Here is a 12955-nt window from a genome sequence, read left to right as displayed (position 1 = left end):
GGTCTTCAACTGCCGCGCACGTGCGACGACATGATCGAAGCTATCAACGGGTCCGGACGCTCAGAGCGTTCGGTCGGTATCGAACACGTCACCGTTGGCCGGCACGCCGAGGCCGCGCCAGGTGAAGGGGAGGCCGCGGGCGGTGTCCGGGTCGGGGCCGTCCATCAGCTGGAAGTGGACGTGCGGTTCGGTGGAGTTGCCGGAGTTGCCGCACCGCGCGAGGAGCTGCCCGGCCCGTACGCGCTCGCCCGGGCGGACGGCGAGGGAGCCGCGGCGCAGGTGGGCGTAGAGGGCGTGGCGGCCGTCGCCGAGGTCGAGGACCAGGTGGTTGCCGAGGACCGCGCCCGCTCCGCCGAGGTCGCGCACGGAGGCCTCGATCAGCAACTGGTAGAGGGCGGCGGGCCAGGAGTTGCGGCTGAGGTGGTCGCGGCGGCGGTCGCTCGCGCGGAGCACGGTGGCGTCGGCCACCGCGAGGAGCGGGGCGCCGTAGGCGGGGAAGTCCTCGTTGCGGCGCACCGGCGGCCAGAGCGCGGCGAAGGGCGGACGCTGCCGGTCCGCGCCGGGTTCGCCCTCGCCGACGAGGTCGATGGCGCAGGCCTGGCCGAGGCGGTGGGTGCCGTGGCTGGGGGTCCTGTCGGCGGGACTGTTGAGGGCGGACCAGCGGCCGGTGACCGGCGGGTCCAGTTCGACCGGGGGTTCCCCGGTGCGGGGGGCCCGGCCGGCCGTGGCGCCGACGGCGAGGCTGAGCAGCGTTCCCGCGCCGGCGCAGAGCCAGAACCAGTGCATGCCGAAGGGCAGTCCGACGGCGAGGTCGGTCCCGATCATCAGCAGGGCCACGGCCAGCAGGATCCGGTAGAGGACGTGGAACGGCTTGGGCACGGCGGGGTCACCTCACGGGGTCGCGGCCGACAGCAGGACGAGGAGGGGAACCACCCGGGCGCCGGGAACCTCGTGGCGGCCCCGGCCGGTCGTGTGCAGCCAGCCGGCGGCGACCAGCTGGCGCAGGTGGTGGTAGACCTGGCCGCTCGTGCCGACCCCGTCGAGGGCGGTCAGTTCGGCGGCGGTGCGGCGGCCGGCCAGGATCTCGCGCAGCAGGCGCAGCCGTACGGGGTTGCCGAGTGCGGCCAAGGAGTCGGCGGTGCGGTTGGCGTCGGCCCTACCGGCCCTGTCGGCCCCGTCCGCCGTGCCGGCCCTGTCGGTCCCGTCGTCGAGGAGGTCGGTGGTGGGGGCGGCCTGCTGCCATTCGTAGCGCTCGCCGGTGGGGAGGGTGACCGCGCCGGTGAACAGGACGCCGCCGGTCTCGGCGCCGAGGGCGGCGAGCCTTTCCTTCCAGACTTCCAGGGCCCAGAAGTCCCCTTCGGGGGGCTCCGGGCTGGGGGGCGGGTCCGCTTCGAGCGCGTCCAGCCTGCGTTCGAGTTCGGCGACGCGTGCTTCCAGGTCCATGACACGAAATTACGTGATTACGTAATTTCACACAAGGGCTGGTGCGCGACGGCCCGGACAACGGACGAGCCCCCGGCCGGAGGAATCCGGACCGGGGGCTCGTACGCGTACGGGCGGGCGGGGATCAGGCCAGCAGGGCCGGGATCGTCGCCTCGTGGGCCTCGCGGAGCTCGGCCAGCGGGAGGCTGAACTCGCCCTGGACCTCGATCTCCTCGCCGTCCACCACGCCGATGCGGGTCGCGGGCAGACCGCGCGCACCGCACATGTCGGTGAAGCGGAGCTCCTCGCTGCGCGGGACCGACACGATGGCGCGGCCCGCGGACTCGGAGAAGAGGAAGGTGAAGGCGTCCAGACCCTCGGGCACCACGACGCGGGCGCCGTTGCCGCCGCGCAGGCAGGACTCGGTCAGCGCCTGGATGACGCCGCCGTCCGACAGGTCGTGCGCGGCGTCGATCATGCCGTCGCGCGAGGCGGAGATCAGGATCTCGCCCAGCAGCTTCTCGCGGCCCAGGTCCACCTTGGGCGGCAGGCCGCCGAGGTGGTCGTGGACGACCTGCGACCAGGCGGAACCGCCGAACTCCTCGGCGGTGTCGCCGAGCAGGTACAGCAGCTGACCGGCCTCCTTGAACGCCATCGGCGTCCGGCGGTTGACGTCGTCGATCACGCCGAGGACCGCCACGACCGGGGTCGGGTGGATCGCCACCTCGCCGGTCTGGTTGTAGAGCGAGACGTTGCCGCCGGTCACCGGGGTGCCCAGCTCCAGGCAGGCGTCCGCGAGACCGCGGCAGGCCTCGGCGAACTGCCACATGACGTCCGGGTCCTCGGGGGAACCGAAGTTCAGGCAGTCGGAGATCGCGAGCGGCTTGGCACCGGTCGCGGCCACGTTGCGGTACGACTCCGCCAGCGCCAGCTGCGCACCCGCGTAGGGGTCGAGCTTGGCGTAGCGGCCGTTGCCGTCGGTGGACATGGCCACGCCGAGGTTGGACTCCTCGTCGATGCGGACCATGCCGGCGTCCTCGGGCTGCGAGAGCACCGTGTTGCCCTGCACGAAGCGGTCGTACTGGTCGGTGACCCAGGACTTCGAGGCCTGGTTCGGGGACGAGACCAGCGCCAGGACCTGCGCGCGCAGCTCCTCGGAGGTCTGCGGCCGCGGCAGCCTGCCCGCGTCGTCCGCCTGGAGGGCGTCCTGCCAGGAGGGGCGCGCGTACGGCCGCTGGTAGACGGGGCCCTCGTGGGCGACGGTGCCCGGGGGCACGTCCACGATCTGCTCGCCGTGCCAGAAGATCTCCAGGCGCTCGCCCTCGGTCACCTCACCGATGACGGTGGCGATGACGTCCCACTTCTCGCAGATCTCCATGAAGCGGTCGACGTACTGCGGCTCGACGATCGCGCACATGCGCTCCTGCGACTCGCTCATGAGGATTTCCTCGGGCGAGAGGGTCGCGTCGCGCAGCGGGACGGTGTCCAGCTCGACGCGCATGCCGCCGGAACCGGCGGAGGCCAGCTCGGACGTGGCGCAGGAGAGCCCGGCGCCGCCGAGGTCCTGGATGCCCGCGACCAGCTTCTCCTTGAAAATCTCCAGGGTGCACTCGATGAGGAGCTTCTCCTGGAAGGGGTCGCCGACCTGGACGGCGGGGCGCTTGGTCGGCTTGGTGTCGTCGAAGGTCTCGGACGCCAGGACCGAGACGCCGCCGATGCCGTCGCCGCCCGTGCGGGCGCCGTAGAGGATGACCTTGTTGCCGGGGCCGGAGGCCTTGGCGAGGTGGATGTCCTCGTGCTTCATCACGCCGATGCAGCCGGCGTTGACCAGCGGGTTGCCCTGGTAGCAGGCGTCGAAGACGACCTCGCCGCCGATGTTGGGCAGGCCCAGGCAGTTGCCGTAGCCGCCGATGCCCGCGACGACGCCCGGCAGGACGCGCTTGGTGTCGGGGTGGTCGGCCGCGCCGAAGCGCAGCGGGTCGACGACGGCGACGGGGCGGGCGCCCATGGCGAGGATGTCGCGGACGATGCCGCCGATGCCGGTGGCCGCGCCCTGGTAGGGCTCGATGTAGCTCGGGTGGTTGTGCGACTCGACCTTGAAGGTGACCGCGTAACCCTGGCCCACGTCGACGACGCCGGCGTTCTCGCCGATGCCCACGAGCATGGCGTCGTTCTGCGGGACCTTCTCGCCGAACTGCTTCAGGTGGACCTTGCTGCTCTTGTAGGAGCAGTGCTCGGACCACATGACGGAGTACATCGCGAGCTCGGCGCCGGTGGGCCGGCGGCCGAGGATCTCGCGGATCCGGGCGTACTCGTCCTCCTTGAGGCCGAGTTCCTTCCAGGGCTGGGAGGCGTCCGGGGTCTCGGAGGCGTTCTTGACGGTGTCGAGGCTCATGCGCTGACCAGCTTCTTCAGGACCGACGTGAAGAACGGGAGGCCGTCGGTGCGGCCCGTCCCGATCAGCGGCTCGACCGCGTGCTCGGGGTGCGGCATCAGACCGACGACGTTGCCCGCGGCGTTGGTGATGCCGGCGATGTCGCGCAGCGAACCGTTCGGGTTCACGTCCAGGTACCGGAAGGCCACGCGGCCTTCGGCCTCCAGTTCGTCGAGCGTGCGCTCGTCGGCGGTGTAGCGGCCGTCCATGTTCTTGAGCGGTACGGCGATCTCCTGGCCGGCGGTGTAGTCGCCGGTCCACGCGGTCTCCGCGTTCTCCACCCGCAGCTTCTGGTCGCGGCAGATGAAGTGGAGGTGGTTGTTGCGGAGCATCGCCCCCGGCAGCAGGTGGGCCTCGGTGAGGACCTGGAAGCCGTTGCAGATGCCGAGGACGGGCATGCCGCCCTTGGCCTGCTCGATGATGGTCTCCATCACCGGCGAGAACCGGGAGATGGCTCCGGCGCGCAGGTAGTCCCCGTAGGAGAAGCCGCCCGCGAGGACGACCGCGTCGACCTGGTGGAGGTCCTTGTCGCGGTGCCAGAGCGAGACCGGCTCGGCCCCCGCGAGGCGGACGGCGCGCAGCGAGTCACGGTCGTCGAGCGTTCCGGGGAACGTGACGACACCGATGCGAGTGGTCACCGTCAGGCCTCGACCTTCACGGTGAAGTCTTCGATGACGGTGTTGGCGAGGAACGTTTCGGCCATCTTGTGGATGCGGTCGAGGGCGGCCTGGTCGACCGGTCCCTCCACTTCCAGCTCGAAGCGCTTCCCCTGGCGGACGTCGGCGATCCCCTCGAAGCCCAGGCGCGGCAGTGCACGCTGCACCGCCTGGCCCTGGGGGTCGAGGATCTCCGGCTTGAGCATGACGTCGACTACGACGCGTGCCACTGGCACTCCCGATGAGGTGGTTGGTGCAAGGCGGTTCCCTCAGCGTACCCGGCCAAAATTTCTACGCGGGTAGATATCGGGCGGCCGCAACCGGCCCGCCGTTTCGGCTTCACCAACGCTTCGCAAAATCCACCGGAAAACCACGTGCCCGCCATTGCGGCGGGACACGCGGGGAGAATTAACTGGGCTTCGCAATTCAATGAGAATCGCGGTACAAAGGAATCAGCCGGGATTCCGACGGTTTGATGCATTCCACCGAAACATCCACACAGGCGACATCACCGCACGTCACGCGCGCGGGGATGGCGCACGAAGGGACCGATATCCGTGGCGCAGCGCGTAGTAGTCACGATCTCCGACGACATCGACGGCGGAGAAGCGGCGGAAACGGTCGTGTTCGCTCTGGACGGTAAGACGTACGAGATCGACCTCAATGTGGCCAACGCAAAGAAACTGCGGAAGGGCCTGGCCCCCTTCGTGGCCGCGGGTCGCCGGCAGTCCCGTTCCGGCAAGGCGTTCAAGCACACGTCCGTCGCCCCCGACCCCGCGGTCGTCCGGGCCTGGGCCCGGTCCAACGGCCACGACGTGCCGCCCCGCGGGCGCATCCCGAAGCGCGTCTACGCGGCCTACAACGAAGCCCACTGACCCCGGATTTGCCATCCACCCCCTCTGATCGGCTAGTGTGTGGATCACGCCGAGGGGCAAGGCCGAAAAGCCGGAGCCCCGAAGTCGTGCGGGTGTAGTTCAGTAGCAGAACACCCCCCTTCCAGGGGGGAGGCGCAGTGTGCAATCCCTGTCACCCGCTCTGCACGCTTTACCGACCACGGTTGTGGATCAGGTAGAGTGATGCACGCAGAGCACGGCACTTGTGCCGTGGGAAGCATGCGGACGTAGCTCAGTTGGTAGAGCACCACCTTGCCAAGGTGGATGTCGCGCGTTCGAGTCGCGTCGTCCGCTCAGAGAACAAAGGCCCCGATCTTAGATCGGGGCCTTTGTCGTTCTCCGGTCTCATCACCCCATCCTCCCTTTTTGTGGCACACGTCACTTTCCGATGACAAATGTCATCGCGGGCCGTGACCGCGCGCACTGCCGGATCCGCCGGACCGCGCCGAGGCTGGATTCATGACCGACACGATGACCGGCACCGTCACACTGGTCTGGATCATGGTCGCGGTTACGGCCGTCCGGCGGCGGTTCGCCGGGCACCGCACCGCCAGTACGAGGGATCCGGGGGGACGGGCCGTGTCGAAGCTGACCGGGTGGTGGAAGCGCCGCAGCAGCGCGGGGAAGGTCGAGCTCTACACGCGCTGGTCCTTCCACTTCTTCATAGGCATGGAGATCGTGGGGTTCGGGCTGCCGGGGCTGGTCCCGGCGGCGAACGGTGGCCCGCTGGCCGTCTCGTTCGCCCTCCTGATGGTGGTGAGCGCCCACTCGCTCCTGGTCGGGTGCCTGACGTCCAGGGCACTGGACTGGATCATGGGCAGCCGGGAACGGCCCGTACGGCTCGTGACGGCGGTGTCCGTCGTGACGGCCGCCGCCTGCCTGGCCCTCCTCGTCCTGCGCCGGACCGGACACGTCGACGCGTCGGTGTCCATCTCGCTGGTGTTCGGGCTGGCCGGCTTCGGCTGTGGCGCGGTGGTGCTGTCCCTGGAGAAGGTCCGGCACATGCGGTACGTCCCGCTGATCGCGGCGGGGGGCACGGGCGCGGCGGCGTACGCCCTCGGGATCCCCGCGGCCGAGGCCCTCGGCCACCTGATCGGGACGCTGCTGGCCGGCGTGTTCCTGGGCGTCGCCTACGGGTTCTCCGGCTGGCTGCTGACCACCGTCCACGAGCTGGACCGGGCCCGAGAGCTCCAGGCGCAGCTCGCGGTGGCCGAGGAGCGGCTGCGGTTCGGCCGGGACCTGCACGACGTGATGGGCCGCAACCTCGCGGTGATCGCGCTCAAGAGCGAGCTGGCGGTGCAGCTGGCCCGGCGCGAACGGCCGGAGGCCGTCGACCAGATGATCGAGGTGCAGCGGATCGCGCGGGAGTCGCAGCGGGAGGTGCGCGACGTGGTGCGGGGGTACCGGGAGGCGGACCTGTCGGTGGAACTGGAGGGCGCGCGCGGGGTGCTGAGCGCCGCCGGGATGGACTGCCGGGTCGAGTTCGAGGCGGCCGGGCGGACGCTGTCGGCCGAGGTGCAGTCGGCACTGGGCTGGGTGGTCCGGGAGGCGACCACGAACGTACTGCGGCACGGGGACGCGCGGAGCTGCCTGATCCGGGTGACGGCCGGGGGGCCTTCCGGCGCGGTGACCTTGCTGGTGGAGAACGACGGGGCCCCCGACGCCCCGGCCGGCCCGCCCGGATCCGGGCTCGCGGGACTGCGGGAGCGGCTCGCGGCGGTGGACGGGACCTTGCTGGCGGGACCGGTCGAGGGCGGCCGGTTCCGGCTGCGGGCCGAAGTTCCGGGAGACGGACTGCGACGAGTGGAGGTGCGGGCGTGACTCCCGTACGGGTACTTCTGGCCGATGACGAGCACCTGATCCGGGGTGCGCTGGCCGCGCTGCTGGGACTGGAGGACGATCTGGTGGTCGTCGCCGAGGCCGCCTCCGGACCGGAGGCCCTGGCGATGGCGAGGGCGCACCGGCCCGACGTGGCGGTGCTCGACCTGGAGATGCCGGGGGCCGACGGTGTGAGTGTCGCCACAGCGATCCGGGCCGAACTGCCGGGGTGCAAGACCATGATCGTGACCAGTCACGGCCGCCCCGGGCACCTGAAGCGGGCCCTCGCGGCGGGCGTGCGCGCCTTCGCCCCGAAGACGGTGTCGGCGCAGCGGCTGGCCGAGCTGATCCGCACCGTGCACGGCGGAGGCCGTTACGTGGACCCGGAGTTGGCGGCCGACGCGATCAGCGCGGGGGACTCCCCGCTGACGGCGCGGGAGGCCGAGGTGCTGGAACTCGCGGCGGACGGGGCGCCGATCGTGGAGATCGCGGAGCGGGCCTCGCTGTCCCCGGGGACGGTGCGCAACTACCTGTCGTCGGCGGCCACGAAACTGGGCGCCGAGAACCGTCACACCGCGGTGCGTCTCGCACGCGAGCGAGGTTGGGTATAGTTGTCCTCGCGCCAAGGCGCACAGGCGGACATAGCTCAGTTGGTAGAGCACCACCTTGCCAAGGTGGATGTCGCGCGTTCGAGTCGCGTTGTCCGCTCAGCTGAAGGCCCCGATCGGTTCTCCGATCGGGGCCTTCTTCGTGTCTCAGCTCCAGGTCTGGCCGGTGAGGCGCTCGTAGGCCTCGACGTACTTGGCCCGGGTCCGCTCGACGACCTCCTGCGGGAGGACGGGCGGCGGCAGTTCGCCCTTGGAGTTCCATCCGGAGGCGGGGGAGGCCAGCCAGTCGCGGACGTACTGCTTGTCGAACGAGGGCTGGGCGTGGCCCGGCTCCCACTGGTCGGCGGGCCAGAAGCGGGAGGAGTCCGGGGTGAGGACCTCGTCCGCGGCGACCAGGGTGCCGTCCTTGTCGAAACCGAACTCGAACTTGGTGTCCGCCAGGATGATCCCGCGCTCGCGCGCGATGTCCCGGGCGCGCCCGTACACGGCGAGGGTGGCCTGGCGCAGCAGCGCGGCCGTCTCGGCGCCGGTGGTACGCGCGACCTCCTCGTAGGAGACGTTCTCGTCGTGGTCGCCGACCGCGGCCTTGGCGGCCGGGGTGAAGATCGGGGCGGGCAGCTCGGAGCCGTCCACGAGGCCCTCGGGGAGGGCGAGTCCGCAGACCGTACGGGACTTCTCGTACTCGGCGAGGCCGGAGCCGGTGAGGTAGCCGCGGGCCACGCACTCGACGGGGACCATGTCGAGGTTCTGGCAGACCAGGGCGCGGCCGGCCCAGTCGGCGGGGGCTCCGGCGGGCAGCTCGGTGCTGATGACGTGGTTCGGGACCAGGTCGGCGAGCTGGTCGAACCACCAGAGGGAGAGCTGGGTCAGGATGCGGCCCTTGTCCGGGATCGCGGTGGGCAGCACCCAGTCCGCGGCGGAGATCCGGTCGCTGGCGACCATGACGAGGCGGCCGTCCTCGTCGCGGTAGAGGTCACGGACCTTGCCGGTGTGGAGGTGGACGAGGCCGGGCACCTGCACCGGCTCGGGCTTTTCGACGAATCCGGGCACGGAGTCTCCCTGTGGTTCTGTACGAGCGCAGGCCCATTCTCCCGCACGGGGGCCCGTGCCCGGGTCGGGGGGTCGGCCGTGCGGGTCGGCGGGGGCCTCTCCGCGGGGGCTTCCGGGCGGGGCGCGCGGGGTCAGTCGCGCTTGCAGATCCGGTCGAGGAGGTTGGCCGTGGCGCGCTGGACGCGCTCGTCCACGTGGCCGGGGCGGTCGAGCGCCGGGGACCAGGCGAAGGTGCCGGACGCGAAGACCAGGGCGCCGCTGGGCGCGCGGTAGAGGGAGGTCTCCTGGTGGCGCTTCGCGCCCTCGCTGTCGAGGTACGGGGAGTGCGCGAGCAGGATCCGGTCCCGGTGCACCGGGAGCTGGGTGCGCGGGAAGTAGCGGTCGGCCTCGCCCGCGACCAGGCCGTCGAGTTCGTCGTTCTCGGCCGCGCCCGTGGAGTCCCAGAGCCAGTGCGTGGCGTTGCGCACGACCAGGGGAGCGGGGTCGGGGACCCGTCCGGCGTACTGGATGCCGAGGAGCTGCTGTTCTGGGCGGTCGACCTCGCGCCACAGGCTGGGCCGGCCGGGGCCGCGGCGTTTTCGGCAGGTGAGGAGGCGGTCCTCGACCCCGGAGGGGGACGGGCCCAGTTCGACCTGCCAGTACATGGTGTTGGCGGAGAGGAAGACCAGCGAGGTTCCGTGGTCGCGGGCGCGCTCGGCGGTGCGGCGCATGGGGGCCGACCAGTACTCGTCGTGGCCGGGGAAGACCAGGCCGCGGTAGCGGGTGGGGTCGACGCGGCCGGCGTGGAGGTCGCGGGTGTCGGCGTAGGCGAGGTCGTAGCCGTAGCGCTCGGCCCAGCGGATGAAGTCGTAGGCGTGGCCGACGTGCAGGGGCAGGCCGGCGCCCGCGTAGGGGCGGTCGAAGGAGACCGTGGTGGCGGCGTCGCGCTCGCCGAGGAGACGGCCCTCCTCGTCCCAGGCGTGGTAGAGGCTGGCGCCGGTGTGACCGTCCTCGGGGTAGAGGTTGTAGGCCTGCCAGGTGATGTCCGGGAGCAGCAGGAGGAGGTCGGCGGGGCGGTCGTCGCGGACCGTGAAGGGGATGTGGGAGCGGTAGCCGTCGACGGTGGTCAGGACGGCCACGTACGCGCCGACGTTCCAGTACGAGGGGACCTGGAGGCGCCAGGACAGCCACCAGTGGTGGCAGGAGACGGTGCGGTCGGCGGTGAGCGGGGGCGGCTGCACGATCCCGGACAGCCGGGGGCTGGTGGTGATCTTGAAGGCGCCGTCGCCGGCGTAGTGGCCGATCCGGTAGACGTCGACGGAGAACTGCTGGGGCGGGTCGACGGTGATGTGGAAGTCGATCGCCCCGCCGGGGGCGACCGCGCCGGTGGAGGCGAAGCCCTTGATCTGGCGGTGCACGTCGTCGGCGGTGAGCGGGCCGCTGCTGCGGGCGCGGGGGACCCGGCCGGGGGCCGCGGCCGGGTCCACGTACCAGGGGACGACATGGCCGGTGTCGTCGAAGTACAGCTCGCTGCCGCGGAACCAGGGCAGGGGGCCCTGGCCGAAGGGGTCGTTGACCGCGTGCGCGAGCGCACCTGACTCCCACCGCCGGATCTGGTCCGCACCCATACGGCTCCCCTCCCTCGCTCCCCCGAACGCGTTTTCGTCAGTGCGGCCCGACGGTTTTCGGACAGCTCCGTCGCGACCGGTCCCAGCACATCACATAACGCACGCAGTCCGTCACCGTTCGTCGCGAATTGGCGTGACCGGAACCCCGGGCGCCGCCCTCAGACGAGGCGGACGGGCTTCTCGGGGCGTACGCCGACCTCCGCGAGCCAGTCGCGCAGGGGCGCCGGGTCCCCGTCCTCGACCAGGGAGAGCACCCGGGCGGCCAGGTCGGCGCTGCGCCGGCCGCCGACGAGGAGGACCGGGCCGTCGAGCCAGTCCAGGCCGGGGGCCGCGCCGGCCGAGTCCACGGCGGCGCAGCAGACCAGCGCGGTGACGTGGTCGGCCAGCAGGTCCCGGCCGCTGCGCGGGGGCTGGAGCGGGAAGAGCGGGAGCGTGTCCGCGCCACTGGGGCGGCCGGATCCCGCGGCGGAGCCGGCGGCGCGTTCCTCGCGGGCCAGGTCCCCGCCGATGCGCCCGGCCAGGGCGTCCCCGGCGGCGCCCTCGCCGGTGGGGTCGGTGAGGTACGCGAGCACCCGCTCCAGCGTCGGGCCGCCGAAGCCGTCCTCGGCGGGCGGAGCGAAGGCGGGCCGCCCGCCGGCGGCCGCGTCCCGGCCGGCCCCCGGGGGCGGGCCCGCGGGGGCCGCGGGGGCCGTGACGGGGCCCGGGGCGGGGCCCGGGGCGGGGCCCGGGGCGGGGGCGGGGCTCGCAGCGGGGCTGGGGGCGGGAGTCGTCGCCGGCACCGGAGGCGTCGGCGAGGCCTGGGGGGACCTCAGGCTCTGGGGGGATGCCGGGGCCTGGAGGGACAGCGAGGTCTGGGCCGTCGGCGAGGTCTGGGCCGTCGCCGGCGTCTGGGCCGTCGCCGGCGTCTGGGGGGACGCCGGGGGCGTCGGAAGGCCCGTCGGGACGGAGAGGGCGTCCAGGGCCGTGTGCAGGCGGGCGGCCTCGGTGCGCCACTTGCGGTCGACGACCTCCTCCGGGTACGCCGCCCAGTCCACCGGCGACCAGTCCGGCCCGGCCTCGGCGGGGCCGCCGTGGAAGAGCCGGGCGGCCAGCAGGGAGGTGGCCTCGTCGACCGCCCCGGGCTGCTCCAGCAGATCGCACGCGGGACGCTCGCCCAGCCGTGAGGTGAACTCGTCGGCCAGCCGGTCGCGACGCGAGAGCTCGGTCAGGGCGGAGACCACCCCGGCATCGAGGTGCGCGGGCCAGCGGCCCATCCGCCAGGCGGGCAGGGCGACCCGGGTCAGCAGCCGGTCCCAGCCCGCGTAGGCGAGGCCGACCTGCTCCTGGGCGACGATGCGCAGCCCGTAGTCCACGCCCTGGGCGCGGTCGGAGGCGGCGGCGGCCACCCCGCGCTCCATCTCGGCGGCGTCCGTCCGGCACAGCCGCAGCAGCAGCCGGGCGGGATGCGCGATCCAGCCCAGGCCGGGCCGGCTCCCGATGTCCACGGCGGCGTCGAGTCCCCGGACGAAGCCGCGCGCGTCGGCTATGTCCGGGTGGGCGGAAGGGCCCGTACCGGCGACGACGGGCGCGAGGACGGCCCGTAGCTCGGCGACCCGCATCCACCACAGGAAGGGGGAGCCGATCACCAGCACCGGGGCGGCGCCCGGCTCGGACTCGGGCCCCGCGGGCCCGGCGGACGTGCGCGCGCCGGCCCGGCGGTGGGCCGCGTGCGCACGGTCCTCCAGCCAGCTGTCGCAGTCCGGGGTCAGGGCTATCGCGGAGGGCGCGGGAACGTCCATCCGGTCGGCGAGGTCGCGCACCAGACGGTAGAGGTCGGGCGCGGCGGCCTCGGAGAGCGGGACCGTCGGCGTCACGGCGGGGCGGGCCCGCAGGACCACGGCGCCGAAGATCCCGCCGGCCAGCAGCACCAGCGCGGCGACCGCGCACACGGACAGGGTCACCGCCGGCCAGGGGTCCCCGGCCAGCCGGCCCGTCATCCGGGCGGCCACGAGCACCACCGCGAGGGCGGCGGGCAGCAGCACGGCGGCCAGCGCCCTGCTGCGGACCCGCAGCACGGCGAGGGCCCGGGAACGCGCGGAGGGCGTGCCCACTTCTGCGATCGAACCGGTTCCGGACACGGCCGGACCTCACCCCCTCTGCCCTGCGGCGGCGTTGCTCACTCCCCCACTGTGACACCCGCCACCGACATCGCAATGCCGGTGGGCCATGTGCCGGAATGCTTGCGCCGCACCCTAGTTGGGGCCGGGGCGGACGTCAGGCGGTCCGGGTGACGATCACCCGATGGAATGGCTTTGGGCAAAGGTGGGTGCGTTCGAACGCGGCCGGATGCAGTCGCACGCGAACACGCGCGCGGGGCCGGGGGGGGTTTCCCCCCCCCCCCCCCCCCCCCCCCCCAACCCCCCCTCCCCCCCCCCCCCTCCCCCCTTCCCCCCCCCTCCCCCCCTCGCCTCCCCACCCCCCCACCCCC

Annotated in this window: 11 protein-coding genes and 3 tRNA genes; 6 read left to right on the top strand and 8 right to left on the bottom strand. The window is 72.7% G+C overall.

Annotated features, from left to right (window positions below; genetic code table 11):
- Window positions 1–60: 60 nt before the first annotated feature.
- From ACZ5D2_RS35030 to purS, 5 genes are all read right to left on the bottom strand, one after another.
- Window positions 61–879, bottom strand: a complete 819-nt coding sequence (locus tag ACZ5D2_RS35030) for a M23 family metallopeptidase (protein WP_371677500.1) — start codon at window positions 877–879, stop codon at window positions 61–63.
- Window positions 880–891: 12 nt separating this feature from the next.
- Window positions 892–1443 (bottom strand): ArsR/SmtB family transcription factor, encoded by a 552-nt coding sequence (locus ACZ5D2_RS35025; RefSeq protein WP_371677501.1) that lies wholly within the window; start codon window positions 1441–1443, stop codon window positions 892–894.
- Between the two features lie 124 nt (window positions 1444–1567).
- Window positions 1568–3817: a phosphoribosylformylglycinamidine synthase subunit PurL gene (gene purL / locus ACZ5D2_RS35020; RefSeq protein WP_371677502.1), complete on the bottom strand. Its 2250-nt coding sequence runs from the start codon at window positions 3815–3817 to the stop codon at window positions 1568–1570.
- Complete coding sequence (gene purQ, locus ACZ5D2_RS35015; RefSeq protein WP_371677503.1) at window positions 3814–4494, bottom strand: phosphoribosylformylglycinamidine synthase subunit PurQ; 681 nt, start codon at window positions 4492–4494, stop codon at window positions 3814–3816. Before purQ ends, purL begins: the two co-directional genes overlap by 4 nt.
- Window positions 4495–4496: 2 nt before the next feature.
- Window positions 4497–4748: a phosphoribosylformylglycinamidine synthase subunit PurS gene (purS, locus tag ACZ5D2_RS35010; RefSeq protein ID WP_008740952.1), complete on the bottom strand. Its 252-nt coding sequence runs from the start codon at window positions 4746–4748 to the stop codon at window positions 4497–4499.
- Window positions 4749–5069: 321 nt separating this feature from the next.
- On the opposite strand from purS, the gene ACZ5D2_RS35005 reads away from it, so the two are divergent.
- From ACZ5D2_RS35005 to ACZ5D2_RS34980, 6 genes are all read left to right on the top strand, one after another.
- Window positions 5070–5387, top strand: a complete 318-nt coding sequence (locus tag ACZ5D2_RS35005; protein ID WP_371677504.1) for a histone-like nucleoid-structuring protein Lsr2 — start codon at window positions 5070–5072, stop codon at window positions 5385–5387.
- A gap of 88 nt (window positions 5388–5475) precedes the next feature.
- Window positions 5476–5547 (top strand) — tRNA-Gly (locus tag ACZ5D2_RS35000).
- Window positions 5548–5626: 79 nt separating this feature from the next.
- Window positions 5627–5699: transfer RNA gene (locus tag ACZ5D2_RS34995), tRNA-Gly, on the top strand.
- A gap of 285 nt (window positions 5700–5984) precedes the next feature.
- Window positions 5985–7226, top strand: a complete 1242-nt coding sequence (locus tag ACZ5D2_RS34990) for a sensor histidine kinase (RefSeq protein WP_371681209.1) — start codon at window positions 5985–5987, stop codon at window positions 7224–7226.
- Window positions 7223–7834, top strand: coding sequence for a response regulator (locus ACZ5D2_RS34985; protein WP_371677505.1), 612 nt, complete (start codon window positions 7223–7225; stop codon window positions 7832–7834). The genes ACZ5D2_RS34990 and ACZ5D2_RS34985 overlap by 4 nt, the downstream gene beginning before the upstream one ends.
- A 24-nt stretch (window positions 7835–7858) precedes the next feature.
- A tRNA-Gly gene (locus ACZ5D2_RS34980) sits at window positions 7859–7931 on the top strand.
- A 47-nt stretch (window positions 7932–7978) separates the two neighbouring features.
- On the opposite strand, the gene ACZ5D2_RS34975 is transcribed toward ACZ5D2_RS34980, so the two are convergent.
- From ACZ5D2_RS34975 to ACZ5D2_RS34965, 3 genes are all read right to left on the bottom strand, one after another.
- Entirely contained in the window at window positions 7979–8881 is a 903-nt protein-coding gene (locus ACZ5D2_RS34975; RefSeq protein WP_371677506.1) for a phosphoribosylaminoimidazolesuccinocarboxamide synthase, read from the bottom strand.
- A 131-nt stretch (window positions 8882–9012) separates the two neighbouring features.
- The gene (locus tag ACZ5D2_RS34970; protein WP_371677507.1) at window positions 9013–10488 is read right to left on the bottom strand and encodes a N,N-dimethylformamidase beta subunit family domain-containing protein; all 1476 of its coding nucleotides are present in this window, start codon (window positions 10486–10488) and stop codon (window positions 9013–9015) included.
- A 158-nt stretch (window positions 10489–10646) separates the two neighbouring features.
- Complete coding sequence (locus ACZ5D2_RS34965) at window positions 10647–12578, bottom strand: M48 family metalloprotease (RefSeq protein ID WP_371677508.1); 1932 nt, start codon at window positions 12576–12578, stop codon at window positions 10647–10649.
- Window positions 12579–12955 lie beyond the last annotated feature (377 nt).

It is taken from the genome of Streptomyces sp. NPDC031479, from assembly GCF_055581065.1.
Note: the sequence above shows the minus strand (reverse complement) of the source record. Positions and strands in the feature narration are given on the sequence as shown.

Bases quoted from the DNA above. Each gene is read 5' to 3' on its own strand.
- ACZ5D2_RS35025 (WP_371677501.1), bottom strand. From the start codon at position 1,443: ATGGACCTGGAAGCACGCGTCGCCGAACTCGAACGCAGGCTGGACGCG.
- purL (WP_371677502.1), bottom strand. From the start codon at position 3,817: ATGAGCCTCGACACCGTCAAGAACGCCTCCGAGACCCCGGACGCCTCC.
- ACZ5D2_RS34970 (WP_371677507.1), bottom strand. From the start codon at position 10,488: ATGGGTGCGGACCAGATCCGGCGGTGGGAGTCAGGTGCGCTCGCGCAC.